This window comes from Cupriavidus necator (genome assembly GCF_040578825.1).
GTDB classification, from domain to species: domain Bacteria; phylum Pseudomonadota; class Gammaproteobacteria; order Burkholderiales; family Burkholderiaceae; genus Cupriavidus; species Cupriavidus necator_E.
In genome coordinates this window covers 1-24,700 of record NZ_JBEFLI010000042.1, presented here as the reverse complement: position 1 = coordinate 24,700, position 24,700 = coordinate 1, and the positions used below count along the sequence as shown (strand labels likewise).

At 67.3% G+C, this 24,700-nt stretch carries 22 protein-coding genes and 1 pseudogene; 5 read left to right on the top strand and 18 right to left on the bottom strand.

Going from position 1 to position 24,700, the window contains the following annotated elements; translation table 11 throughout:
* The first annotated feature begins 38 nt into the window (after nt 1-38).
* Entirely contained in the window at nt 39-542 is a 504-nt protein-coding gene (locus AB1I47_RS20415) for a hypothetical protein (RefSeq protein WP_354685543.1), read from the top strand.
* A 62-nt stretch (nt 543-604) separates the two neighbouring features.
* Here the strand turns inward: AB1I47_RS20415 and lpxC are convergent, their stop codons facing one another.
* From lpxC to coq7, 18 genes are all read right to left on the bottom strand, one after another.
* On the bottom strand, nt 605-1,522 hold the full coding sequence (gene lpxC / locus AB1I47_RS20410; protein WP_354685542.1) for a UDP-3-O-acyl-N-acetylglucosamine deacetylase: 918 nt from the start codon (nt 1,520-1,522) through the stop codon (nt 605-607).
* 153 nt (nt 1,523-1,675) lie between these two features.
* Nucleotides 1,676-2,182 carry a peroxiredoxin gene (locus tag AB1I47_RS20405; RefSeq protein WP_354685541.1) on the bottom strand — a complete coding sequence of 169 codons (507 nt, stop codon included), beginning with the start codon at nt 2,180-2,182 and terminating at the stop codon, nt 1,676-1,678.
* Nucleotides 2,183-2,633: 451 nt separating this feature from the next.
* On the bottom strand, nt 2,634-3,827 hold the full coding sequence (gene ftsZ / locus AB1I47_RS20400) for a cell division protein FtsZ (RefSeq protein ID WP_022536677.1): 1,194 nt from the start codon (nt 3,825-3,827) through the stop codon (nt 2,634-2,636).
* A 193-nt stretch (nt 3,828-4,020) separates the two neighbouring features.
* Complete coding sequence (ftsA, locus tag AB1I47_RS20395) at nt 4,021-5,253, bottom strand: cell division protein FtsA (RefSeq protein WP_022536678.1); 1,233 nt, start codon at nt 5,251-5,253, stop codon at nt 4,021-4,023.
* Nucleotides 5,250-6,152: a cell division protein FtsQ/DivIB gene (locus AB1I47_RS20390; protein WP_354685540.1), complete on the bottom strand. Its 903-nt coding sequence runs from the start codon at nt 6,150-6,152 to the stop codon at nt 5,250-5,252. The genes ftsA and AB1I47_RS20390 overlap by 4 nt, the downstream gene beginning before the upstream one ends.
* A 29-nt stretch (nt 6,153-6,181) precedes the next feature.
* Nucleotides 6,182-7,165 carry a D-alanine--D-alanine ligase gene (locus tag AB1I47_RS20385; RefSeq protein WP_354685539.1) on the bottom strand — a complete coding sequence of 328 codons (984 nt, stop codon included), beginning with the start codon at nt 7,163-7,165 and terminating at the stop codon, nt 6,182-6,184.
* On the bottom strand, nt 7,162-8,580 hold the full coding sequence (gene murC, locus AB1I47_RS20380; protein ID WP_354685538.1) for a UDP-N-acetylmuramate--L-alanine ligase: 1,419 nt from the start codon (nt 8,578-8,580) through the stop codon (nt 7,162-7,164). Before murC ends, AB1I47_RS20385 begins: the two co-directional genes overlap by 4 nt.
* Nucleotides 8,581-8,602: 22 nt before the next feature.
* Nucleotides 8,603-9,673, bottom strand: a complete 1,071-nt coding sequence (murG, locus tag AB1I47_RS20375) for an undecaprenyldiphospho-muramoylpentapeptide beta-N-acetylglucosaminyltransferase (RefSeq protein WP_354685537.1) — start codon at nt 9,671-9,673, stop codon at nt 8,603-8,605.
* Nucleotides 9,670-10,911, bottom strand: coding sequence for a putative lipid II flippase FtsW (gene ftsW / locus AB1I47_RS20370; RefSeq protein ID WP_354685536.1), 1,242 nt, complete (start codon nt 10,909-10,911; stop codon nt 9,670-9,672). Before ftsW ends, murG begins: the two co-directional genes overlap by 4 nt.
* Nucleotides 10,908-12,419: a UDP-N-acetylmuramoyl-L-alanine--D-glutamate ligase gene (murD, locus tag AB1I47_RS20365; protein WP_354685535.1), complete on the bottom strand. Its 1,512-nt coding sequence runs from the start codon at nt 12,417-12,419 to the stop codon at nt 10,908-10,910. The genes ftsW and murD overlap by 4 nt, the downstream gene beginning before the upstream one ends.
* 71 nt (nt 12,420-12,490) lie before the next feature.
* A complete protein-coding gene (gene mraY / locus AB1I47_RS20360; protein ID WP_354685534.1) occupies nt 12,491-13,660 on the bottom strand; it encodes a phospho-N-acetylmuramoyl-pentapeptide-transferase in 1,170 nt (389 codons plus the stop codon).
* A 13-nt stretch (nt 13,661-13,673) separates the two neighbouring features.
* On the bottom strand, nt 13,674-15,074 hold the full coding sequence (locus AB1I47_RS20355; RefSeq protein WP_354685533.1) for a UDP-N-acetylmuramoyl-tripeptide--D-alanyl-D-alanine ligase: 1,401 nt from the start codon (nt 15,072-15,074) through the stop codon (nt 13,674-13,676).
* Entirely contained in the window at nt 15,071-16,633 is a 1,563-nt protein-coding gene (locus AB1I47_RS20350) for a UDP-N-acetylmuramoyl-L-alanyl-D-glutamate--2,6-diaminopimelate ligase (protein ID WP_354685576.1), read from the bottom strand. Before AB1I47_RS20350 ends, AB1I47_RS20355 begins: the two co-directional genes overlap by 4 nt.
* Entirely contained in the window at nt 16,630-18,435 is a 1,806-nt protein-coding gene (locus tag AB1I47_RS20345) for a peptidoglycan D,D-transpeptidase FtsI family protein (protein ID WP_354685532.1), read from the bottom strand. Before AB1I47_RS20345 ends, AB1I47_RS20350 begins: the two co-directional genes overlap by 4 nt.
* Complete coding sequence (gene ftsL / locus AB1I47_RS20340; RefSeq protein ID WP_354685531.1) at nt 18,432-18,749, bottom strand: cell division protein FtsL; 318 nt, start codon at nt 18,747-18,749, stop codon at nt 18,432-18,434. The genes AB1I47_RS20345 and ftsL overlap by 4 nt, the downstream gene beginning before the upstream one ends.
* Nucleotides 18,746-19,747: a 16S rRNA (cytosine(1402)-N(4))-methyltransferase RsmH gene (rsmH, locus tag AB1I47_RS20335; RefSeq protein WP_354685530.1), complete on the bottom strand. Its 1,002-nt coding sequence runs from the start codon at nt 19,745-19,747 to the stop codon at nt 18,746-18,748. Before rsmH ends, ftsL begins: the two co-directional genes overlap by 4 nt.
* Nucleotides 19,748-19,754: 7 nt before the next feature.
* Nucleotides 19,755-20,183: a division/cell wall cluster transcriptional repressor MraZ gene (mraZ, locus tag AB1I47_RS20330; RefSeq protein ID WP_116296185.1), complete on the bottom strand. Its 429-nt coding sequence runs from the start codon at nt 20,181-20,183 to the stop codon at nt 19,755-19,757.
* A gap of 419 nt (nt 20,184-20,602) precedes the next feature.
* Nucleotides 20,603-21,226 (bottom strand): 2-polyprenyl-3-methyl-6-methoxy-1,4-benzoquinone monooxygenase, encoded by a 624-nt coding sequence (coq7, locus tag AB1I47_RS20325; RefSeq protein WP_354685575.1) that lies wholly within the window; start codon nt 21,224-21,226, stop codon nt 20,603-20,605.
* Between the two features lie 335 nt (nt 21,227-21,561).
* On the opposite strand from coq7, the gene AB1I47_RS20320 reads away from it, so the two are divergent.
* The 4 genes and pseudogenes from AB1I47_RS20320 to AB1I47_RS20305 all read left to right on the top strand — a co-directional run.
* Nucleotides 21,562-22,701, top strand: coding sequence for a porin (locus AB1I47_RS20320; RefSeq protein ID WP_354685529.1), 1,140 nt, complete (start codon nt 21,562-21,564; stop codon nt 22,699-22,701).
* Between the two features lie 167 nt (nt 22,702-22,868).
* Nucleotides 22,869-23,870, top strand: a complete 1,002-nt coding sequence (locus AB1I47_RS20315; RefSeq protein ID WP_354685528.1) for a tripartite tricarboxylate transporter substrate binding protein — start codon at nt 22,869-22,871, stop codon at nt 23,868-23,870.
* Nucleotides 23,871-23,981: 111 nt separating this feature from the next.
* Nucleotides 23,982-24,485 carry a MarR family winged helix-turn-helix transcriptional regulator gene (locus AB1I47_RS20310; RefSeq protein ID WP_354685527.1) on the top strand — a complete coding sequence of 168 codons (504 nt, stop codon included), beginning with the start codon at nt 23,982-23,984 and terminating at the stop codon, nt 24,483-24,485.
* Nucleotides 24,482-24,700 (top strand): annotated as a pseudogene (locus tag AB1I47_RS20305) (hypothetical protein); the annotation flags it as partial. The gene AB1I47_RS20310 and the pseudogene AB1I47_RS20305, both read left to right, overlap by 4 nt.

Below are 24,700 nucleotides of genomic sequence, written 5' to 3'. Positions count from 1 at the left end.
GGCAAGGCGTCCCCCGCGCCCCTTGCTAGAATGCACCCATGCGCCGCTTCACCCACCACGCCCTGCAAACCCCTGCCGCCAAGCCGCTCAACGACTGGCTGGCCAAGGCCGGCCCGGTCTCGACGCTGATGCAGACCGCGCGCCAGCTTTCGGTGCTGGAGGGCGAGGTGCTGTCGCTGCTGCCCGCCGGCATGCGCGACGGCCTGGCCGTGGCCGGCGTCAAGCGCGACGCCAGCGACCCGAACGCCCAGGTGCTGCTGTTGCTGGCCGCCCATGGCGCGGCCGCGGCGCGGGTACGGCAGGTGGTGCCGACATTGCTGAACCGCCTGCAGCAGCGCGGCTCGAACATCACCGCGATCCGGGTGCGGGTGCAGCCGGAGGTGTCGCGCCATGCGGACTGGGAGGTGGAGCCGGCGCCGCGCCAGCGCACCAGCGGGCGGATGACGCCGACGGGGCTTGCCAACCTGGACCAGCTTGCGCGCAGCCTGCCGGATTCGCCGCTGCGGGACGCGCTGAATACGCTGCTGGCGCACCATCGCTAAGCCAGTGCCGAGATAAAAAAGCCGACCCTCAGGTCGGCTTTTTTTCGCCAGTTCGCCCGGGCTCAGGCAAACGCCGGCTGCGCCTGCGGCAGGAACGCCGCGGGGGCTTCCTCGACCCGATCGAAGGTAACCAGCTCGTACGCTTCCTGGTCAGCCAGCAGCGCACGCAGCAACTGGTTGTTCAGCCCGTGGCCCGACTTGTTCGCCACATAGGCGCCGATCAGCGGATGGCCCACCACATACAGGTCGCCGATCGCGTCCAGGATCTTGTGGCGCACGAACTCGTCGCCATAGCGCAGCTCTTCGTTGTTGAGCATGCGGTGCTCGTCCAGCACGATCGCGTTGTCCAGGCTGCCGCCGCGCGCCAGGCCCATCTCGCGCAGCGCCTCTACCTCATGGGCGAAACCGAAGGTGCGGGCTCGGGCGATCTCGCGCACGTAGCTGGTATCGCCGAAGTCGATCTCGAAGGTCTGGCCGGTCTTGTCGACCGCCGGATGGCGGAAATCGATGGTGAACGAAAGCTTGAAGCCGAAATACGGCTCCAGCCGCGCCAGCTTGTCGCCCTCGCGCACTTCCACCGCCTTCTTCACGCGGATAAAGGTCTTCAGCGCGTTTTGCTCTTCGATGCCGGCCGACTGCAGCAGGAATACGAAGGACGCGGCGCTGCCGTCCATAATCGGGATTTCCTCGGCGTCGACATCGACATAGAGGTTGTCGATGCCCAGGCCCGCGCATGCCGACATCAGGTGCTCGACGGTCGAAACGCGCGCGCCATCCTTCTGCAGCACCGACGCCAGGCGCGTGTCGCCGACGGCCGACGCGGCCACGGGGATCTCGACGGCCTCGGGCAGGTCGACGCGGGTAAAGACGATGCCGGTATCGGCCGGCGCCGGGCGCAGGGTCAGCGTGACCTTGCGGCCCGAGTGCAGCCCGATGCCAACCGTCTTCACCAGGGATTTGATCGTGCGCTGTTTGAGCATGACAGCCTCAACTATTATTAAAATCTATCGTATGATTTTTTTGATTAAGGGATTTTACCACCACCTTAGGGGCGATGCAGCCGGGTTTTGTTTCCGGCCGTTAACACACCCTTTACAAGTTGCGTATTATCCACGTTTACCCGGATGACTGTGTCAACCGCGCAACGCCTCCAGCACTGCCTCGGCGCTGCTGACGCGGAATTCGCCCGGCGCCTCCACCTCGAGCCGGGTTACCACGCCATCGTCGATCACCATCGCGTAGCGCTTTGAGCGTACGCCCATGCCGCGCGCGGTCAGGTCCTGTTCGAGACCGAGCGCGCGCGTCCATTCCGCGCTGCCGTCGGCCATCATGCGCACCTTGCCGGCGACCTGCTGTTCGCGACCCCACGCGCCCATGACAAAGGCGTCGTTGACCGACACGCACCAGACCTCGTCGATGCCGGCGTCACGCAGCGCCGCGGCATGCTGCACATAGCCGGGTACATGCTTGGCCGAGCAGGTCGGCGTGAATGCCCCGGGCAGTCCGAACACCACGATCCTGCGCCCGCGCACCAGGTCGGCCACCTTGAAGGCGTTGGGTCCCAGTACGCAACCCTCGCTTTCCGTTTCAAAGAATTCCTGCAGCGTGGCGTCCGGGACGCGGGATCCGACAGTGATCATGGCTCGTGGTCTTCCTGGGTTTTCTGAAGAATAGGTCGAATGTGCCGGGACGCATGTCAGCGTCCTGGCGGCGGGCAACCTCACGATCATAGGCGCCTCGCCGGCGATGCCAAAGACGGATCACATCCGGTGACATTCGCGAGCAATCTGATACAGCTTGCTACAAAGACGTCCGCGCGACGCACCTTGTGGGTGCGCCGCGCGGACGTCGATACATCCCGACCGGGAAGGCGGGAAACCAGTCCGGGGAGGCGGCCAGCGGCACGCCTTGCCCGGCGACGGGATGCGGGTGAAGCCTCGTTCCGGCGGGCGGCGCGGCACCGCCGGCTGCCTGCCGGGTCACGTCAGTCCATGCAAGGCACGCGCGGATGGGGAGCGCACGTGCATCGCGACAAGGCGACGCGATCCGTCAGGCGGCCGGTGGAAGCACCGATGCAGCGCCGGTCGGGGCTCAGTCTGCCTGCTTGCGCAGGAAGGCCGGGATGTCGTACGTATCCACACCCTTCTCTTGCAGCGCCGCCACGTGAGCCGATGCCGACTCGCGCGAGCTGCGCCACACCGCCGGCGTGTCCAGCCCGCTGTAGTCCGGCGAGTGGTGCGTGGCCGCGGCCGCGGTCATGCCGCTCATCATCTGCACCGGCATGTTGTCGGTACCGGTCTTGAGCAGCGTCATCGGCTGTTGCTTCTTGGCCGAGCGGCCCAGGCCGGTCGCGACCACGGTCACGCGCAGCGCGTCGCTCATCGAATCGTCGTACACCGTACCGAAGATCACGGTCGCATCTTCCGCGGCATAGCTGCGGATGGTGTTCATGACTTCCTTCGTTTCCGACAGCTTCAGCGAACGGCTGGCGGTGATGTTGACCAGCACGCCACGCGCGCCGGACAGGTCAACGCCTTCCAGCAGCGGGCTGGCAACGGCCTGCTCGGCCGCCAGGCGGGCGCGATCCACGCCCGACACGGTGGCCGTCCCCATCATGGCCTTGCCCTGCTCGCCCATCACCGTCTTCACGTCTTCGAAGTCGACGTTCACCAGGCCGTCCACGTTGATGATCTCGGCAATGCCGGCCACCGCGTTGTGCAGCACGTCGTCGGCGCACTGGAAGCACGCGTCCATCTCGGCGTCGTCGCCCATCACTTCGAACAGCTTCTCGTTGAGCACAACGATCAGCGAATCGACCGACGATTCCAGCTCGCTCGAACCATGCTCGGCCACCTTGGCGCGGCGCGCGCCTTCGAACTCGAACGGCTTGCTGACCACGCCCACGGTCAGGATGCCCATTTCCTTGGCAACCTGCGCCACGATCGGCGCGGCACCGGTACCGGTACCGCCGCCCATGCCGGCAGTGATGAAGACCATGTGCGCACCGCGCAGGGCGTCGGCGATCTGCTCCCGCGCCTGGTCCGCGCAGTTGCGGCCGACTTCCGGCTTGGCGCCGGCGCCCAGACCCGTGTTGCCGAGTTGCAGCACGCGCGAAGCGCTCGAACGCTTGAGCGCCTGGGCATCGGTGTTCATGCAGATAAATTCGACGCCTTGCACGCCGCGGCTGATCATGTGCTGCACGGCGTTACCGCCCGCACCGCCCACGCCGACCACCTTGATGATGGTGCCGTCCTGCACTTCCGTTTCGATCATGTCAAAGTCCATCACTGCCTCCGAGAAAAATCAGTCCCCAGACGATGCAGCCTCCCCGCCGCAACCCCTGGTTCCTGAACAAGAAACCATTAAAAAGAAAAGAACCAGAAAACTGCTGAACCTACGCTCAACGCGCGACGCCCTGTGCGGTAGACAGGAGCGCACGCGCGCCGTTGCATCTTTATGCGGTCAATTTCAGTAATGCTTAGAAATTGCCGACGAACCATTCCTTCATGCGGGCCCACACCTGCTTGACCGATCCGCTCTGCACCGCCACCTTGCGTCCGCGCATGCGTTGCACGCGGCCTTCCAGCAGCAGGCCCATCACGGTCGCGTAACGCGGGCTCTTCACCACCTCGTGCAGGTTGCCGCGGTACTCCGGCACGCCCACGCGCACGGGCTTCAGGAAGATGTCCTCGCCCAGCTCGACCATGCCCGGCATCATCGCGGTCCCACCGGTGATGACCACGCCGGATGACAACAGTTCTTCATAGCCCGACTCGCGCACCACCTGGTGCACCAGCGAATACAGTTCTTCGATGCGCGGCTCGATCACCGCGGCCAGCGCCTGGCGGCTCAGCGTGCGCGTGCCGCGGTCGCCCACGCCGGGCACCTCGATCATGTCTTCCGGATCGGCGATCGCCTGCTTGGCGATGCCGTACTGGATCTTGATGTCCTCGGCGTCGGGCGTCGGCGTGCGCAGCGCCATCGCAATGTCGTTGGTGATCTGGTCGCCGGCGATGGGGATCACGGCCGTATGGCGGATCGCGCCTTCGCTGAAGATGGCGATGTCGGTGGTGCCGCCGCCGATATCGACCAGCACCACGCCCAGTTCCTTCTCGTCCTCGGTCAGCACCGCCAGGCTCGATGCCAGCGGCTGCAGGATCAGGTCATGCACTTCCAGGCCGCAGCGGCGCACGCACTTGACGATGTTCTGCGCGGCGCTGACCGCGCCCGTGACGATATGCACCTTCACTTCCAGCCGGATGCCGCTCATGCCGATGGGCTCGCGCACGTCTTCCTGGCCGTCGATGATGAATTCCTGCGTCAGGATGTGCAGGATCTGCTGGTCGGTCGGGATATTGACCGCCTTGGCGGTCTCGATCACGCGCGCCACGTCGGTCTGCGTGACCTCCTTATCCTTGATCGCCACCATGCCGCTCGAGTTGAAGCTGCGGATATGGCTGCCGGCAATGCCGGTAAAGACCTCCGAGATCTTGCAGTCGGCCATCAGCTCGGCCTCTTCCAGCGCCTTCTGGATCGACTGCACGGTGGCCTCGATATTGACCACGACCCCTTTCTTCAGACCCTTGGACTCCGACTGGCCCATCCCGATCACCTCGTAGCTGCCGTCGGGGCGCAGTTCTGCGACCACCGCCGCCACCTTCGAGGTGCCGATATCGAGACCGACCAACAGGTCCTTGTATTCCTTGCTCATCGGGTTTTCTCCGCGTTCTTGCTCTTCAGTCGCGTCGGATTGTTGTTGGATTTGCCGGCATTGTTTGCTGCATTCGTTGCTGCGTTGTTCGCCGCCGCCTTGGCCGCCCGGGCTGCCGCGGCAATCTGGGCATCGGTCAGGAAGCGCGCATTGGCCGCGCGGATCGCAAAGCCGTTGGGGTAGCGCAGGTCGGCGTAGTCGATCTGGCTGCCCCACTGCTCGGTGACCTGCGGCCAGGCCGCGACGAAGCGCCTGACCCGCTGCTCCATCGCCATGCGTTCCTCGTCGTTCTGCTCGCGGCCCAGTTCGACCACCATGCCGTTGGACAGCTTCGCGCGCCAGGCATAGCGGCCGGACAGCGCCACCGCCAGCGGCTCGGCCTTGAGCGGCTTGAACCACTGGCGCATTACCTCGAGCTTCTCGATCACGTCGCCCTCGCTGTCCGGCGGCCCGTCCAGCGCCAGCAGCTGTGCATCCTCTTCCGCCTCGGCGGTGTTGGCGACGAACACTTCGCCGTAGGTATTGAGCAGGCGCCCGCTTTCCGGCGGGCCCCAGGTACCCAGCGCCTCGTGTTCCTCGACCTCGACGGCCAGGCCGTTGGGCCATTCGCGCCGCACGCTGGCGCGCCGCACCCACGGCACCGACTCGAACGCCTGCCGCGCCGCGTTCAGGTCCAGCGTGAAGAAGTTGCCCGACAGCTTGCCCAGGGCGCTCGCGCGCACGCTGGGGGCGTTCACGTGGCGCAGCGCGCCGTCGTCCATCGGCGCGACTTCCACATGGGTGATGGCAAACACCGGCCGCTGCGCCAGCCACAGCAGGCCCGCCGCGAGCGCCATCAGCGCCACCACCGCGTACAGCGTGGAGGCGATCAGGTTGAGCAGGCGTGCGTTATGCCACATGGTCGGGGGCGATCCTGTCGGTTGCGGTGTTATTCGGGTTTCCAATGCTCGTTCGGGTGCAGGTCCAGCGTGGCCGCGGCCACCACCTGCAGCACGAAGTCCTCGTAGCTGATGCCAACCGCGCGCGCCGCCATCGGCACCAGCGAATGGCCGGTCATGCCGGGCGAGGTATTCATCTCGAGCAGGAAAGGCGTGCCGTCGGCGCGCAGCATCAGATCAGCGCGCGCCCAGCCGCGGCAGCCCAGTACGCGGTAGGCCTGCACCGCCAGCGCCCGGACTTCGCGTTCGACCTCGGGGTCCAGACCTGACGGACACAAGTATTGGGTATCGTCAGTAAAGTACTTATTTTGATAGTCGTAGTTGGCTTCGGGCGCAACGATGCGGATCACCGGCAGCGCTTCGGCGCTGTCGCCCTCGCCCACGATCGGGCAGGTCAGCTCGGCGCCGTCGATAAAGGTCTCGGCGATGACGTCGTTGTCCAGCGCCGCGGCCTTCTCGAAGGCGGCGCGCATCTGGTCGGCGGCGGTCACCTTGGTCAGGCCGATCGACGAGCCCTCGCGCGCCGGCTTGACGATCAGCGGCAGGCCCAGCTCGGCAACCACGGCGTCGAAGTCGGTATCCGCGTGCAGCATGGCAAAGCGCGGCGTGGGCAGCGCGTGTGTCATCCACAGGCGCTTGGTGGCCTGCTTGTCCATCGCCATGGCCGAGGCCAGCACACCGCTGCCGGTGTACGGCAGGCCGAGTTGCTCGAGCAGGCCCTGCATGGTGCCGTCCTCGCCGTAGCGGCCATGCAGCGCGATAAAGACACGGTCAAAGCCTGCAGCGGCCAGCTCGGCCACGCCTTGCAGGGCCGGATCGAAGCCGTGCGCATCGACGCCGCGCGACTTCAACGCAGCCAGCACGCCGTTGCCCGACATCAGCGAGATCTCGCGCTCGGCCGAGCGCCCGCCCAGCAGCACGCCGACCTTGCCCAGCGATTTCGGATCGATATTGGGATGGGCGACGAAGCTCATTGCTGGCCTCCCGCTTGCTGGTGCGACACCAGTTGTCCCGGCACGGCCCCGATCGAGCCCGCGCCCATCGTCACGACCACATCGCCGGGCCGGACGGCATTCAGGATGGCCTGCGGCATCTCTTCCATCTGCTCCACGAAAACAGGTTCGACCTTGCCGGCCACGCGCAGCGCGCGGGTCAGCGCACGGCCGTCGGCGGCCACGATCGGCGCCTCGCCGGCGGCGTAGACCTCGGACAGCAGCAGCGCATCGACCGTGCCGAGCACCTTGACGAAGTCCTCGAAACAATCCCGCGTGCGGGTAAAGCGGTGCGGCTGGAAGGCCAGCACCAGGCGGCGCTCGGGGAACGCGCCGCGCGCCGCGGCCAGCGTCGCCGCCATTTCCACCGGGTGGTGGCCGTAGTCGTCCACCAGCGTGAAGGTGCCGGCGCCGTCGGGCGTAGCGACCTCGCCGTAGCGCTGGAAGCGGCGGCCCACGCCGTGGAACTCGCGCAGCGCCTTGACGATGGCGGCGTCGGGCACTTCCAGTTCGGTGGCGATGGCGATCGCCGCCAGCGCGTTCTGCACGTTGTGCATGCCCGGCAGGTTCAGCACGATCTCGAGCGGCGGCTCGGCATGGTTGTTCAGGTGGCGCAGCACGGTGAAGTGCATCTGGCCATCGACCGCGCGCGCATCCACCGCGCGGATCTGCGCGTCTTCGGCAAAGCCGTAGCGCACCACCGGCTTGGACACGAGCGGCAGGATCTCGCGCACATTGGGATCATCGACGCACAGCACCGCGATGCCGTAGAACGGCAGTCGCTGCGTGAACTCGATGAACGCCTGCTTGAGCCGGGCGAAGTCGTGCCCGTAGGTGTCCATGTGGTCGGCATCGATATTGGTGATGACTTCGATGACCGGGAACAGGTTCAGGAACGATGCGTCGGACTCGTCGGCCTCGGCGACGATGAAGTCGCCGGTGCCCAGCCGCGCGTTGGCGCCGGCCGAGTTCAGCCGGCCGCCGATCACGAAGGTGGGGTCCAGCCCGCCCTCGGCCAGCACCGACGCCACCAGGCTGGTGGTGGTGGTCTTGCCGTGCGTGCCGGCGATGGCCACGCCCTGCTTCAGGCGCATCAGTTCGGCCAGCATCACCGCGCGCGGCACCACCGGGATGCGCTTGCTGCGGGCGGCCAGCACTTCGGGGTTGTCGGCGCTCACCGCGGTCGACACCACCACGGCGTTGGCGCCGGTCACGTTGGCCGCGTCATGCCCGTGCATGACCGTGGCGCCGAGCGATGCCAGGCGCCGCGTGGCGGCATTGCTGCCCACGTCGGAACCCGAGACCTTGTATCCCAGGTTCAGCAGGACCTCGGCGATGCCGCTCATGCCGGCCCCGCCGATGCCCACGAAGTGGATGTTCTTGACGATATGCTTCATTCGATTGCTGCTTAAATTGGCTTCAGTCCCTGGCCAGCTGACTGCAGATCTCGGCGACGCGCCGGGTTGCCTCAGGTTTGGCCAGTCCGCGCGCCAGGCGCGCCATGTCTTTCAGCTGCGGCCGGGTCAGGCTGGCGATGGTTTGCGCCAGCCCTTCGGCCGTCAGGTCTTTCTGCTGCACCAGCAGGGCCGCGCCCTGCTTCGACAAAAATTCCGCGTTGGTGGTCTGGTGGTCGTCCACCGCATGCGGGAACGGCACGAACAGCGCGGCCACGCCCGCCGCGGCCACTTCGGACACGGTCATCGCGCCGGCGCGGCAGATCACCAGGTCCGCTTCGGCATAGGCGCGCGCCATGTCGTCGATAAACGGCAAGGTCTGCGCCGGCACCTGCGCCGCCGCGTAGTTGGCCCGCAGCGTGTCGATCTGCTTCGCGCCCGCCTGGTGCGTGACCACCGGGCGCTCGCCCTCCGGCAACAGCGCGATGGCCTTGGGTACCACCTCGTTCAGTGCGGCAGCGCCCAGGCTGCCGCCCACCACCAGGATCCGCAGCGGGCCGCTGCGCTGGTCATAGCGCGCTTCGGGCGCGTCCAGGTGCGCCAGTTCCTCGCGCACCGGGTTGCCGGTCCATTCGCCGCCGGGCAGCGTGTCCGGGAACGCGCACAGCACGCGGTCGGCCACCTTGGCCAGCACCTTGTTGGCCAGGCCGGCGATCGAGTTCTGCTCGTGCAGCACCAGCGGGCGTCCCAGCAGCGACGCCATCATGCCGGCCGGGAACGTGATATAGCCGCCCATCCCCAGCACCACGCTCGGGCGCACCCGGCGCAGCGCGCCGATGCTCTGCCAGAATGCGCGCAGCAGGTTCAGCGGCAGCAGGAACTTGGTCACCAGCCCCTTGCCGCGCAGCCCGCCGAACTGGATGAACTCCATCGGGATGTCGTGCTTCGGCACCAGCGTGGCTTCCATGCCCGTGCGGTTGCCCAGCCAGACCACCTTCCAGCCTTGCTCGCGCAGCGCGTGCGCGACCGCCAGCCCCGGGAACACGTGCCCCCCGGTGCCGCCGGCCATCACGAGCAAGGTGCGCGACTGCGTCATACCTTCCCTCCACGCATCAGCACGCGATTTTCATAATCGATGCGCAACAGGATCGCCAACGCCACGCAGTTCATCAGAATCCCCGACCCGCCATAGCTCACCAGCGGCAGCGTCAGCCCCTTGGTCGGCAGCAGGCCCAGGTTCACGCCCATATTGATAAAGGTCTGCCAGCCGATCCACACGCCGATGCCCTTGGCCACCAGGCCCGCAAAGGTGCGGTCCAGCTGCAGCGCGGTGCGGCCGATATTGAATGCGCGCCGCACCAGCCAGTAGAACAGCACGATCACCACCAGCACGCCGATAAAGCCGAATTCCTCGCCGATCACGGCGAGGATGAAGTCGGTATGCGCTTCGGGCAGGTAGTGCAGCTTTTCGATGCTGCCGCCCAGCCCCACCCCGGTCCATTCGCCGCGGCCGAAGGCGATCAGCGAGTGCGTGAGCTGGTAGGCCTTGCCCAGCGCATTGCTTTCTTCCCACGGGTTCAGGTAGGCAAAGATCCGTTCGCGCCGCCAGGGCGACGCCGTGATCAGCAGCGCGAACGCGCCGATCGCCACCCCCACCAGCCCGGCGAACAATTTGCCGTTGATGCCGCCGAGGAACAGGATGCCCATCGCCACCGCGGCGATCACCAGGAACGCGCCCATGTCTGGCTCGAGCAGCAGCAGCATGCCAACCACCACCACCGCCACGCCCATCGGCAAGAAGCCCTTGGACACCGTCTGCATCCACTCCTGCTTGCGCACGGTGTAGTTGGCCGCGTACAGCACCACCGCCAGCTTCATCAGCTCGGATGGCTGGAAGTTCATCACGCCCAGCGGGATCCAGCGCCGCGCGCCGTTGACGCCCTTGCCGACAAACGGCACCAGCACGATCACCAGCAGGATCAGCGCGACGATAAACAGCTTGGGCGCATAGCGGTCCCACACCTTGACGGGGATCTGGAACGCGGCCAGCCCGACCGACAGGCCGATAAACAGCGCAAACGCGTGCCGCACCAGGAAGTGGCTCTCGCGGTAGTTGGCGTAGCGCGGCGAGTCCGGCAGCGCGATCGAGGCCGAGTAGACCATCACCAGGCCGAGCGCGAGCAGTACGATCGACACCCACAGCAGCGGCTGGTCGTACTCCATCATCCGCGAACGGGTCGGCTTGACGCCGGAGACCGCGTCACGCAGGCCACCCCAGGCATTGCCGATGGTGGCGCCAATGAAACCGCTGCGCTTGACCTGGGCTTCACTCATGGCAGGATCCCCCGGGACAGGGCCAGTTCTTCCACCGCGGCGCGGAATACCTCGGCGCGATGCACGTAATTGCGGAACATATCCAGGCTGGCGCACGCCGGCGACAGCAGCACCACGTCGCCGGCCTCGGCCAGCTCGGTGGCCTTGCTTACGGCTTCTTCCAGCGTGGCGGCATCGACCAGGCTGGCACCGCTGCCTTGCAGCGCGTCGCGCAGTTCAGCCGCGGCGCGGCCGATCAGCACCACCGCGCGCGCGTACTGCGCCACCGGCGCGGCCAGCGGCGAGAAATCCTGGCCCTTGCCTTCGCCGCCGGCAACCAGCACCACGCGCTTGTCCAGCCCCGACAGCGCGGCCACGGTGGCGCCAACATTGGTGCCCTTGCTGTCGTCGAAATACTCGACATCGTCGATGGTGGCGACCCACTCTACGCGGTGCGGCTCGCCGCGGTACTCACGCAGGCCGTGCAGCAGCGCATTCATCGGCAGGTCGATGGCGCGGCACAGCGCCAGCGCCGCCATCGCATTGGTGGCGTTGTGCATGCCGCGGATATGCAGCGCGTCGGCCGGCATCAGCCGCTTGTGGCGTACCGGCACGGCTTCAGCGGCCACTTCGGCGGCCTTGCGGCGGCGCGGCTTGCCCTCCCCTTCCGCGTCCGGATCGGGTTCGGCCAGCACCAGCCAGGGCATGCCGCCCTCGCGCAGAATGCCGAAGCTGCCCGGCGTTTCCGGCAGGTCGACGCCAAAGGTCACCGGTGTGGCACCCGGGCGCGCCATGTCCATGGTCAGGCGGTCATTGCGGTTCAGCACCTGCGCGCACCGGCTCCCGGCCGGGCCGAAGATGCGCGCCTTGGACGCGGCATAGGCCTCCATCGAACCGTGCCAGTCCAGGTGGTCCTGGGTCACGTTGAGCACGGTGGCCGCATGCGGCGCCAGCGTATGCGTGGTTTCGAGCTGGAAGCTCGACAGCTCCAGCACCCATACATCGGGCAGCGTTGCCGAGGCGATGCAGGCAGACAGCTTGTCCAGCGCCGACGGGCTGATATTGCCCGCCACCGCCACGCTCTTGCCGGCGCGCTCCACCAGCCGGCCGGTCAGCGCGGTCGTGGTGGTCTTGCCGTTGGTGCCGGTGATCGCGAGGATCTTCGGCGCGTAGCCCGACCCGGCTTCCAGGTGCGCCAGCGCGCGGGCAAACAGTTCGATCTCGCCCCACACCGGAATGCCGCGCTCGCGCGCGGCACCCAGCAGCGCGGCGGTAGCGCTTTCCAGCGGCGACAAACCGGGGCTGATCGCGACCAGGCCGATATCGTCCAGCAGGCCGTCGGCAAACTCGCCACCGACAAACTCGGCCGAGGGCAGCTCGGCCTGCAGGAAGACAAGGTTGGCGGGCGCCTCGCGCGTGTCGGCCACGCGCACCGCGCAGCCGTTCAGGCCACACCAGCGCGCCATGGCCAGGCCCGACTCGCCGAGGCCCAGTACCAGCACATGAGGTTTTTGCAGCTCGCCAAACACTTCGATTTCCTGCCTTTTGGTTTCCTGTATCTATATAGAGCGCGCCATCAGCCGCAGCTTCAGTGGCAACTTCAGCGCAACTTCAGCGTCGACAACCCGATCAGCACCAGCAGCATGGTGATGATCCAGAAGCGCACCGTGACCTGCGTTTCCTTCCAGCCGCCCAGCTCGAAATGGTGGTGCAGCGGCGCCATCCGGAACAGCCGCCTGCCCTCGCCATAACGGCGCTTGGTGATCTTGAACCACGTCACCTGCAGCATCACCGACAGCGTTTCCACCACGAAGATGCCGCCCATCACGAACAGCACGATCTCCTGGCGCACGATCACCGCCACCGTGCCCAGCGCGCCGCCCAGCGCCAGCGCGCCCACATCGCCCATGAACACCTGCGCCGGGTGCGCGTTGAACCAGAGGAAGGCCAGTCCCGCCCCGCCCAGCGCCGAGCAGAAGATCAGCAGCTCGCCCGCACCCGGGATATGCGGGAACAGCAGGTACTTGCTGTAGACCGCATTGCCCATCACGTAGGCGAACACGCCCAGCCCGCCGCCGACCAGCACCACCGGCATGATCACCAGCCCGTCCAGGCCGTCGGTCAGGTTGACGGCGTTGCTCGAACCCACGATCACCAGGTAGGTCAGCACGATGAAGCCGGCCACGCCCAGCGGGTAGCTGATCTCCTTGAAGAAGGGCACGATCAGGTTGGACTTGTACGGCATGTCCAGCGACAGCCCGCCCTCGACCCAGTTCAGGAACAGCTCCCAGACCCGGACATTGCTGCTTTCCGACACCGAGAACGCCAGGTAGACCGCGGCCACCAGGCCGATCAGCGTCTGCCAGAAAAACTTCTCGCGGCTCGACATGCCGCGCGGGTCGCGATACACCACCTTGCGGTAGTCGTCGACCCAGCCGATCGCGCCGTAGCCGAAGGTGACCAGCATCACCACCCAGATAAAACGGTTGCCCCAGTCGCACCACAGCAGCGTCGACACCGCGATCGACACCAGCACCAGCACGCCGCCCATGGTCGGCGTGCCGGACTTCACCAAATGCGTCTGCGGGCCGATGGTGCGCACGGCCTGGCCTACCTTCAGTTCGGTCAGCTTGCGGATCACCCACGGCCCGAACGTCAGGCCGATCAGCAGCGCGGTGAGGTTGGCCATCACCGCGCGGAAAGTCAGGTAGTTGACGACCCGGAGGAAGCTGTAGTCGTTTTGCAGCCACTGGGCCAGAGCCAATAACATCGTGTTGTCTTATTTAATGTGCGGAAGAGTCTGCGACCAGCGCCGCGACTATCCGTTCCATGCGCATGAAGCGCGATCCCTTCACCAGCACGGCGCCCGCCTGCGCCACCATGCCCCCGCTGTCTTCCTCCAGTGCCCCGACCAGTGCCTCGGCCGTGCCGAAATGGCGGGCGCCCGCGCCGAAGGCCTGCACCGCATGCACGGCCAGTTCGCCGGTTGCCCACAGCGTGTCGATGCCGCGCGCCTGCGCGTAGGCGCCGATCTCCTCGTGGAACGCCGGGCCCTGGTCGCCTACTTCGCCCATATCGCCCAGCACCAGCACGCGCGGCGCGGCAAAGCCGGCCAGCACGTCGATGGCGGCGCGCATGGAGTCGGGGTTGGCGTTATACGAATCGTCGATCACCACCTTGCCGCGCGGCGTGTACTTGACCTGTAGCCGGCCCTTGACCGCCTTGAAGCCAGCCAGGCCCGCCTGGATCGCCGGCACGTGCACGCCCGCCGCCAGCGCGCAGGCGATCGCGGCCAGCGCGTTGCGCACGTTGTGCTCGCCCAGCAGCGCGAGCCTGACTTCAAATGCATGGCCCGGTGCGCGCACCTGCATCACCTGCACGCCGTCGACCAGCGCCACGGTGGCATGCACATCGGCCCTCTGTGAAGTGCCGAACGACAGCGCGCGGCGCGCGCCGGCAGCTTCGCGCCACACCGGGGCGTAGGCGCCGCCGCTTTCCGCGTCGAGCGGGTACACCGCCACGCCGTCGGCCGGCAGCGCCGCGATCGCGGCCGCGTGCTCGTGCGCCACGGCTTCCACGTTGACCATGAACTCCTGGTGCTCGCGCTGCGCGTTGGTGATCACCGCCACGGTGGGCTGGGCGATGCCGGCCAGGTAGACGGTCTCGCCCGGATGGTTCATGCCGAGCTCGAGCACCGCCAGCTTGTGCGCCGCGCGCAGCCGCAGCACCGTCAGCGGCAGGCCGATATCGTTATTCAGGTTGCCGCCGGTGGCCAGGCGCTGGTCCTCGCCCACCGCCGCGGCGAAGATCGCCGCGATCATTTCCTTGACCGTGGTCTTGCCGTTGCTGCCCGTCACCGCCACGGCCGGGAGCGCGAACTGGCGGCGCCAGCCGGCGCCCAGCTCGCCCAGCGCGATGCGGGTGTCGGGCGCGACGATGGCGGGCACGCCGCTGTCGACCTCGCGGCTGACCAGCACCGCGGCGGCACCGCGCGCGACCACATCGGCAATGAAGTCATGCGCGTCGAAGCGTTCGCCCTTGAGCGCGACGAAGAGGTCGCCGGGCTCCACGGTGCGGCTGTCGGTATGCACGCGCGAGAACGCCACGGCGCCGTCGCCCGAAATGCGCGCGCCGGCGATCCAGCCGGCGGCCTGCTGCAAGGTGGTCATGATGGACTGGCTCATGCCGATACCCCCCGTGTGCCGAGGGTCAGGCGTACGTGTTCGCGGTCGGAGAACGGCCGCTTGCGGCCCTGGATCTCCTGCGTGGCCTCGTGGCCCTTGCCCGCCACCAGCACCACGTCGGCCGCGGCCGCGTGCTTGATGGCATAGAGAATGGCGGCGGCGCGGTCTTCGATCTGGCGCCCGCGCGCGCGATCGGCCATGCCGTCGGCGATGGCGTCGAGGATCTCCTGCGGATCCTCGCTGCGCGGGTTGTCGCTGGTCAGGATGACTTCATCGGCCAGGCGCTCGGCCACCGCGCCCATCAGCGGGCGCTTGATCGGATCGCGGTCGCCGCCACAGCCGAACACGCACCACAGCCGGCCGTTGCGCGCCTGCGCCACGGGGCGCAGCGCGGCCAGGGTCTGTTCGAGCGCGTCGGGCGTATGGGCGTAGTCGACCACCGCCAGCGGCGCATCCGCCCCGCCGTTGGCGCCGAACAACTCCATGCGCCCTTCGACCGGCGTCAGCGCGCGCAGCGCCGTAATGGCCGCGTTCCACGCCACGCCGTTGGCGACCGCCGCGCCCAGCACCGCCAGCAGATTGCTGACATTGAAGGCGCCGATCATCGGCGTGGCCATCTCGGCGCTGCCGAAGCTGCCGTCGACATGGAACGCGGTGCCGGTGGCCGTGGCGCGCACGTTGGTGGCGCGCAGCCACTCGCCGCGCGGGCGGCGCACCGTGGCGCCGGCGGGGCCGTCGATGCCGTATTCGATCACGTGCGGCGCGCCGACGGCGGCGGCATCCGCCGCCAGCAGGCGCTGGCCCATGGCGTCGTCGCGGTTGATGACCGCGGTGCGCAGGCCGTCCCAGCGGAACAGGCGCTCCTTGGCGGCCTCGTACTCGGCCATGGTGCCGTGGTAGTCGAGGTGGTCCTGCGTCAGGTTGGTCAGCACCGCCACCGAGAAATGCGTGCCCGCGACGCGCTCCTGCTCCAGGCCGTGCGAGGACACTTCCATCGCCACCGCGCGCGCGCCGGCGTCGTGCAGCGCGGCGAGGCTTGCCTGCAACTGCACCGCGTCGGGCGTGGTAAAGCCGGTGGCCTGCAGCGCGCCGGGAAAACCGGTGCCGAGCGTGCCGATCGCCGCGCACGGCATGCCCGCGGCCTGCAGCACGCGCGCCAGCCACTGGCTGCACGAGGTCTTGCCGTTGGTGCCGGTGATGCCGGTCACGGCCAGGCCGCGCGCCGGGTTGCCATGCCAGCCGGCCGCGATCGGGCCGACGAGCTGGTGCAGGTTGCTGATGCCCAGGTGCGGCACGGTGTCACCGAAAGGCCAGTCAAAACCCTCGGCCTCATAGACGATGGCGCCCGCGCCGGCGGCGATCGCCTGCTGGATATAGGGCCGGCCATCGGTGGCCAGGCGCGCGTTGCCGAGCACGTAGGCAAAGAATACGTCGCCGCGCGCCAGCCGGCGCGTATCGCCGGTGAGCTGCGCGGCAGGGGCCACGTTGGTACGCAGCCAGGCCAGCGCGTTGCTGGCCTGGGCGGTGACCTCGAGCGGGAGCAGGGGCTTGGCCGTCATTGCGTCGCGCTCCATGGTTCGCTTTCCGGCACCTTGTCGCTGACCACCAGCTGGCGGATCGGCGAATCGGGCTGGACATTCAGGGCGCGCAGTGTGCCGCCCGTGATGGCCGCGAACGCGGGGCCTGCCACCAAGCCGCCGTAATGGCTGCCGGCGGTGGGCTCGTCCACGCTGACGGCCACGATGATGCGCGGATTCGACATCGGCGCCAGGCCGATAAACGAAGCGCGGTACTTGCTGCGGTTGTAGCCGCGGCCTTCGTGCTTGTAAGCGGTGCCGGTCTTGCCGCCGACGCGGTAGCCCATTACCTGCGCCTCGGGCGCGGTACCGCCGGGCGCGGTCACGGTTTCCATCATCGCGCGCACGTCGCGCGCGACCTGCGGGGACAGGATGCGCTCGCCGGTGGCCGGGCCGTTGGTGCGGAACATCGACACCGGGATCAGCTCGCCGTCATGCGCGAAGATGGTGTAGGCATGCGCCATCTGGAACAGCGACACCGACAGGCCGTAGCCGTACGACATGGTGGCCTGCTCGATCGGGCGCCAGCTCTTGTACGGGCGCACGCGGCCGGCCACCGCGCCGGGGAAGCCGATCTTGGGCGCCTGGCCGAGGCCGATGCTGGTGTACATGTCCCACATCTCCTGCGGCTTCATCATCATCGCGATCTTGGTCGTGCCGATGTTGGACGACTTCTGGATCACGCCGGTGACGGTCAGCGCGCCGTAGTTGTGGGTATCGGTGATGGTGGCGCCTTCGAACTGGTACTTGCCGGTGGTGGTGATCACCGTCGACGGCGTCACGCGCTTGAGCTGCAGCGCCAGGCCCACGGTGATCGGCTTCATCATCGAGCCGGGCTCGAAGGTGTCCGTCAGCACGCGGTTGCGCAACTGCTCGCCAGAGAGCCGGGTACGGTCGTTCGGGTTGTAGGTGGGCCAGTTGGCCAGTGCCAGCACCTCGCCGGTCTGGGCGTCGAGCACCACCGCGCTGGCGGCCTTGGCCTTGTGCTTGTCGACCACGGCCTTGAGTTCGTTGTACGCCAGGTACTGGATCTTGGCGTCGATCGAGAGCTGGATGTCCTCGCCGTCGCGCGGGGTCTTCAGGATGCCGATGTCCTCGACCACGCGGCCCAGGCGGTCCTTGATCACCTGGCGCGCGCCGGGGCGGCCGGCCAGGCCGGTCTCGCGCGCCAGCTCCACGCCTTCCTGGCCGCGGTCTTCGACGTTGGTGAAGCCGACGATATGCGCCATCGCCTCCCCTTCCGGGTAGAAGCGCTTGTATTCGGGGGTCTGGTGGATGCCTTCGATCTTGAGCGCGGCGATTTTTTCGGCGACGTCCGGCAGCACCTGGCGCTTCAGGTAGACGAAACCCTTGTCTTCGGACAGCTTCTTGCCCAGGTCCTTCTCTGACATGCCGAGCAGTTTGGCGAGCTGGCGGATCTTGGCCGCCTCGACCTGGTTGGGAACGTCTTCGGGCACCGCCCAGATCGCCTTGACCGGCAGGCTGGTGGCCAGCACCAGGCCGTTGCGGTCCAGGATCTTGCCGCGCGTGGCCGGCAGCTCCAGCGTGCGCTGGAAGCGCTTCTTGCCCTCGGCCTCGTAGAACTGGTTGCCCGGCCCCTGGATCCACGCGGCACGCACGGCCAGCGCGGCAAAGGCCGCGAACATCAGGAACACCACCAGCTTGGAGCGCCACATCGGCAGGCGCAGGCCCAGCACCGGGCTGGCCGAGAACTGGCCGCTGCGCGGGCGCGAGGCGGTGCCGGTGCGGTCGCGGCGGGGCGGATTGGGGCGGGCCATGCTCATCGGCGCGCCTCCGCGGCACTGGCCGGCGCCGACTCGGCGGGCGGCGGCAGCACGATGCCGGACAGGTATTGGGTCTTGCCGGGATTGACCGGCGACATCTTGAGCTGCGCGCGCGCCGCATCGGCGATGCGCGCGCTCTTGCCGAGCGCGCTCTGCTGGTACTGCAGCCGCGACCAGTCGACATCGAGCTGGCGCTCTTCCGCCTGCGCGCGCTCGAGCGCGACGAACAGCGTGCGCGCCTGGTGCTGTGCGCTCACCAGCGACAGCGCGCACAGGATCAGCGCGGCGAGCAGGAAGAAGGTCAGGCGGTTCATGCGCGCGCACCTCCGCCAGCGGGTGTCACAGCGGGGGCAAGCTTTTCCGCCACGCGCATCACGGCCGAGCGCGCGCGCGGGTTGGCGGCCACCTCCTCGGCGCCGGGCTTGTAGCGGCCGAGCAGGCGCAGCGTCGGCTGCGGCAGGTCGGCCGCGCGCAGCGGCGCGCGCCGCAGCGCGGGGTCGGCATCCTGCTGGGGACGGGCGTGCGCCGCCATGAACCGCTTGACGATGCGGTCCTCCAGCGAGTGGAAGCTGATCACCACCAGGCGCCCTCCGACCTGCAGCAGTTCATACGCCGCCTTCAGCCCTCTTTCGAGGTCCTCAAGCTCTTGATTGACGTGAATCCGTAGAGCCTGAAAGGTGCGGGTCGCAGGGTCCTGACCCTTCTCGCGTGTCTTGACGGCTTTCGCCACGAGCGCGGCAAGGTCGGCAGTAGTGGCGATGGGTCCGCCATCGCCGGGATCGCTGCGGCGAGCAACAATCGCCTTTGCAATCTGTACAGCAAACCGTTCTTCCCCATAGTCTCGTATCACCCTGGCAATGTCCTGCTCATCCGCCTGCGCCAGCCACTGGGCGGCGGTGATGCCGCGCGTGGTGTCCATGCGCATGTCCAGCGGGCCCTCGAAACGAAAGGAAAACCCCCTCGCCGCCTCGTCGATCTGGGGCGAGCTGATCCCCAGGTCGAGCAGCACGCCAGCCACGTGGCCGCGCCCGGCCAGGCGCTCGGCCATCGCCGCAAAGCTCGCGTGCTCAATGGAGAAGCGGGCATCCCCGATGGTGCCCGCTTCTGCGATTGCTGCTGGGTCCTTGTCGAACGCGACCAGGGCCCCGTCTGGCCCCAGCCGGGCCAGCACCGCCCGGCTGTGCCCTCCCCTGCCGAAGGTGCCGTCCACATAGACGCCGTCGGGGCGCCAGACCAGCGCATCGACGGCTTCGTCCAGCAGCACGGTGCGATGGCGCAGGGCGGGGGTTGCCGGCGTTCCGGTTGGACTCATGACCTCTTCAGAAAGAGAAATTCTTCAATGCTTCGGGCATGCCCTGCGCCATCGCCTGCTGTTCCTTGGCGGCGTACGTCGCGGCATCCCAAACTTCGAAATGGCTGCCCATGCCGAGCAGCATGACCTCTTTGTCGAGCATGGCGGCATTGCGCAGCTCCGGGGCGATCAGCACCCGGCCCGCGCCGTCCATCTCCACGTCGGCGGCGTTGCCCAGGAAGATGCGCTTCCACCAGTGCGCATCCATCGGCAGCGCGGCAATGCGCGTGCGGAAGTTTTCCCACTCGGGCCGGGGAAACAGCAGCAGGCAGCCATCCGGGTGCTTGGTCAGCGTCACCCGGCCTTCGGCCTGCTGTTGCAGCGCCTCGCGATGCCGCGACGGAATGGACATCCGTCCCTTGGCATCCAGCGAGAGTGCCGATGCTCCCTGAAACAAGCTTGCTCCCGGTCACTGCCGGCGCCGTTGGCGGCCAGCATGCGCTCGATCCTTCTGTTCCCGACTGTGGAGATGATCCCACGGCCGGGGCCCGATTTCACACAAAAATACACTTCCTCACACTATTTCCCACTTTAGAGGAAGCGATATGGGCGGTCAAGGCTGGTTGCACAGCAGCAAACGAGAATTTGTGAATAAGAACAATGACTTAGCGCGCACACTTCACGCACCGAAAAAGTGAATCCTTAATGAAATGAAGATCTTAGGGAGGAATGCGGAGAAACCACCTGAGAACTGCCGGGAAGAGAGCTGCCGACGGCGCGGGGACGACCTGTCCCGCCACACGAGGAAAGGATACAACAATTGCCCGCCAGCCCCGGCAAATCAAGGGCAGGCGGGGCCGGACCGCACCAACGCGATCAGATCCGGTAGGCGGCGGTGGTCATGACGCGCGAAGCGCCGCGCATCAGTGCGCGCACCGGCGCGGGCAGCGGGATGCCACCGGCATCGCGCGCGGCGTCGCCGTGGCGGATCTCGTCGTCGCGCATCTGCTCAAGGATGGCGCGCGAGCGGCCATCGGCCTCGGGCAGGCGGTCCAGGTGACCGCCCAGATGGTGCTCGACCTGACGCTCGGTTTCGGCGACGAAGCCCAGGCTGACGCGGTCGCCGGCGCGGCCGGCTACCCAGCCGATGGCAAATGCGCCGGCGTACCACAGCGGGTTCAGCAGGCTCGGGCGCGAGCCCAGCTCGCGCAGGCGCTCGGCGCACCAGGCCAGGTGGTCTTCTTCCTCGCGCGCGGCGGCGTCCATCTGCGCGCGTACGGCTGCATTGCGCGCGGTCAACTTCTGCGCCTGGTACAGGGCCTGCGCGCACACCTCGCCGACATGGTTGATGCGCATCAGGCCGGCCACATGGCGGCGTTCGTCGGCGCTCATCTGTTCGGTGTCCGGAGTCAGCCGGTCGGCCGGGTTGTCGCGCGCGGAGCGGGTCGCGCCGGCAATGGCGCGCAATGCCACGTCGAATTCTTTGATCAGGGTGTCCATGTCGCAGAAGCGGTTGGTCTCGGTTCCCGGGCGCCCTGCCATGGTGGGGTACATGGCCGCGGCGCGGCATGCAGGGCATCCATCGGGATTACCCGTATTGTAGCTTGCCTCTAATCGGCGCCAGCCCGCACCACGCCTTGCATTGATGCGTATGGCTACTCAAAAACCCTGAGTTGTTAAAAGCAGACAAGGGGGTTGCGACCGAATGGTGAACGAAAGGTTGTTTGTTACATTACTTCGCAACTTCGCAGGAAGTTTGACGTACGGGGGATGGAGACCAAAAGGAGGTTCCCTTGCAGCGTCACCAATAATTCTTACAGTGGAGATCATCGAGCATGAAGAAATCGCTTCTGGCGCTGGCAGCGCTTGGCGCATTTGCTGGGGCGGCGCAGGCCCAATCGAGCGTGACGCTCTACGGTGTGGTCGATGCCAACATCGAATACGTGAGCAATATGTCGAGCGTTACGCCGTCGGCGGCCAATGGCTTTGCGACCGGCCCGTCGGAAAATCTCTTCCGCATGTCGTCCGGCGGCCTGTCCGGTTCGCGTTGGGGCCTGCGCGGCGTGGAAGACCTCGGCAGCGGCCTGAAGGCGCTGTTCGTGATGGAAAGCGGTTTCGGCCTGGATGACGGGCGCTCGCAGCAAGGCGGCCGCCTGTTCGGTCGTCAGGCTTACGTCGGCCTGGAAAGCGCTCAGGTGGGCCGCGTGACCTTCGGTCGCCAGTACACCTCGCTGTTCGACATGATGGCCAACTTTTCGCCGACCGGCTATGCCACCCAGTACGAGCCGGTGGTCGCTCAACTGGGCCTGAACTTCCGTTCGGACAACACCGCCAAGTACACCGGCAAGTTCGGCCCGGTGACAGCGGTCGCGCACTGGTCGTTCGGCAACGGCGTTGCCGGCGGTGGCGAAGTCCCCGGCCAGTTCCGCCGCGACACCGGCTACGGTGCCGGCGTGGCATGGGCAGCCGGCCCGTTCGGCATCACCGGCGCCTATGACCAGTACAACCCGACCCTGACCGCCGGCGGCGCCACTGGCGAATTCAAGAAGGCCGCGGTCGCTGCCAGCTATGCCTTCGGCCCCGCCAAGCTGATGGCCGGCTATCGCTGGGGCATGAACAAGCATGCCAACGACAATACGATCCTGAAGGACAACTACTACTGGGTCGGTGCAAACTATCAGGCCACGCCGGCACTGGGCCTGACGCTCGCGTACTACTACGACGACGTCAAGAACTTCAACCCGGCCGCCGCCACCACCAACGCCACCAACAACATCAAGAACCCCTGGCAGATCTCGTTCGTCGCCGACTACAACCTGTCCAAGCGCACCGACGTGTACCTGACCGCAGCCTTCGCGAAGAACGCCGGCCTGAACTTCGACACCTCGGCCATCAGCTTCGCCAACGGTTACTTCCTGGGTACCGGCGAAGACAAGATGATCGGCGCCGCCATCGGCATCCGCCACAAGTTCTGAGCAAACCCGGCCTGAACTGGAAAGGCACCTTCGGGTGCCTTTTTCATTGGCACGGCCCCACGCCCATAGGGCATCACCTCATCGGCGCCACCCGGGGCCGCCGACTAGAATGCACTCACCATAGCCGCCAACGGACACGGGAGCGGCGCCCACCAGGAGACTCATCCATGCAAGTCAATCGCCGGCGCGCCGTCGCGCTGCTGCTGTCCGCCAGCCTGGCCGCGCTCGCCAGCCACCCGGGCCTGGCGGCCGACCCCTACCCGGCCAAGCCGATCCGGCTGGTGGTCCCGTTTGCCGCCGGCGGCACCACCGATATCCTGGCGCGGGCGGTGGCGGCGGAGCTGGCCAAGCTGCCGGGGTGGAACGTGGTGGTCGACAACAAACCCGGCGCGGGCGGCAATATCGGCGCCGACATCGTGGCCAAGGCCGCGCCTGACGGCTACACGCTGCTGATGGGCACCGTAGGCACGCACGGCATCAACCAGTCGCTGTACGGCAAGCTGCCATTCGATCCGATCAAGGATTTCGCGCCGATCACCGAGGTGGCGGCCGTGCCCAACGTGCTGGTGATCAATCCCGCCTTTGCGCAGCAGAACAAGATCGACAGCGTCAGGGACCTGATCAACTACGCGCGCGCCAATCCCGGCAAGCTCAATATGGCGTCGAGCGGCAACGGCACCTCGATCCACCTGGCCGGGGAACTGTTCAAGACCCAGACCAGGACCTATATGGTCCACTTCCCGTACAAGGGCAGCGGCCCGGCGCTGATTGACATGACCGGCGGCACCATGCAGGTGATGTTCGACAACCTGCCCTCGTCGATGGCGCTGATCAAGGGCGGCAAGCTCAAGGCGCTGGCGGTGACCAGCGCCAAGCCGTCGCCGGCGCTGCCGGGCGTGCCTACGGTGGCCCAGGCCGCCGGCCTGCCCACCTATGAAGCCAGCTCGTGGTTCGGCATGCTGGCGCCGGCCGGGACGCCGCCCGACGTCATCCAGCGCATCCACCAGGAAGTGACGAAAGCGCTGAGCGCGCCGGCGGTGCGCGAGCGCTTGCAGGCACAGGGCGCCGAGCCGGTCGGCAACACGCCGGAGCAGTTTGCCGCGTTCATCCGCGCCGAGACGGCCAAGTGGTCGAAGGTGGTCAAGGATTCGGGCGCCAAGGTGGATTGACGGCGACCTGGCTGCTTGCCGGCGGTCAAGGCACGGACTCGTAACGGGCATATACTTGAGGTATCAAATTTCGGCGCCACCGACCGGCCGCCGCGCACCGTTGCCCTGAAGATGCCCAACCTGTCCCCTGACACCGGCGCCGAGAGCGCGCCGGTGGACCTTGAAACCCGTGCCGACCAGACCGAGCACGAGGCGCTGCGGCTGTGGCTGCGGCTGCTGACCTGCACCAACCTGGTCGAGAGCGATATCCGCACGCGGCTGCGCCAGGATTTCGCCTGCACGCTGCCCCGCTTCGACCTGATGGCGCAGCTCGATCGCCATCCCGAAGGGCTGAAGATGGGCGAGCTCTCGCGTCGCATGATGGTGACCGGCGGCAACGTTACCGGCATCACCGACCAGCTCCAGCAGGAAGGACTGGTCTCGCGCGAGGCCCTGCCCAGCGATCGGCGCGCCTACCTGATCCGCCTGACGCCGGCGGGGCGCGCCGCGTTCTCGCGCATGGCGCGCGCGCACGAGGACTGGATCGAGCAACTGTTCTCGGGCCTGGCCGAGACCGACCGGCGCGCGCTGTTCCGACTGCTGGGCCGTCTCAAGGCCGGCCTGATCTCGCCATGAAAACGCTGACTTACCTCACCCTGTGCGGCCTGGCACCGGTGCTGGCCGCATGCAGCACGCCGCAGCCGCCGCAGGTCACGCCCGTAAACGCCACCATCCAGCTCGGCCGCGTGACCGAGAAGACTTTCCTGACGCGCATGGATGTGGCGCAGGTCCCCGCCTACTATGGCGGCGGCACCAGCGTCGGCGTGGGGGCCGCGAGCGGGGGCAGGGGT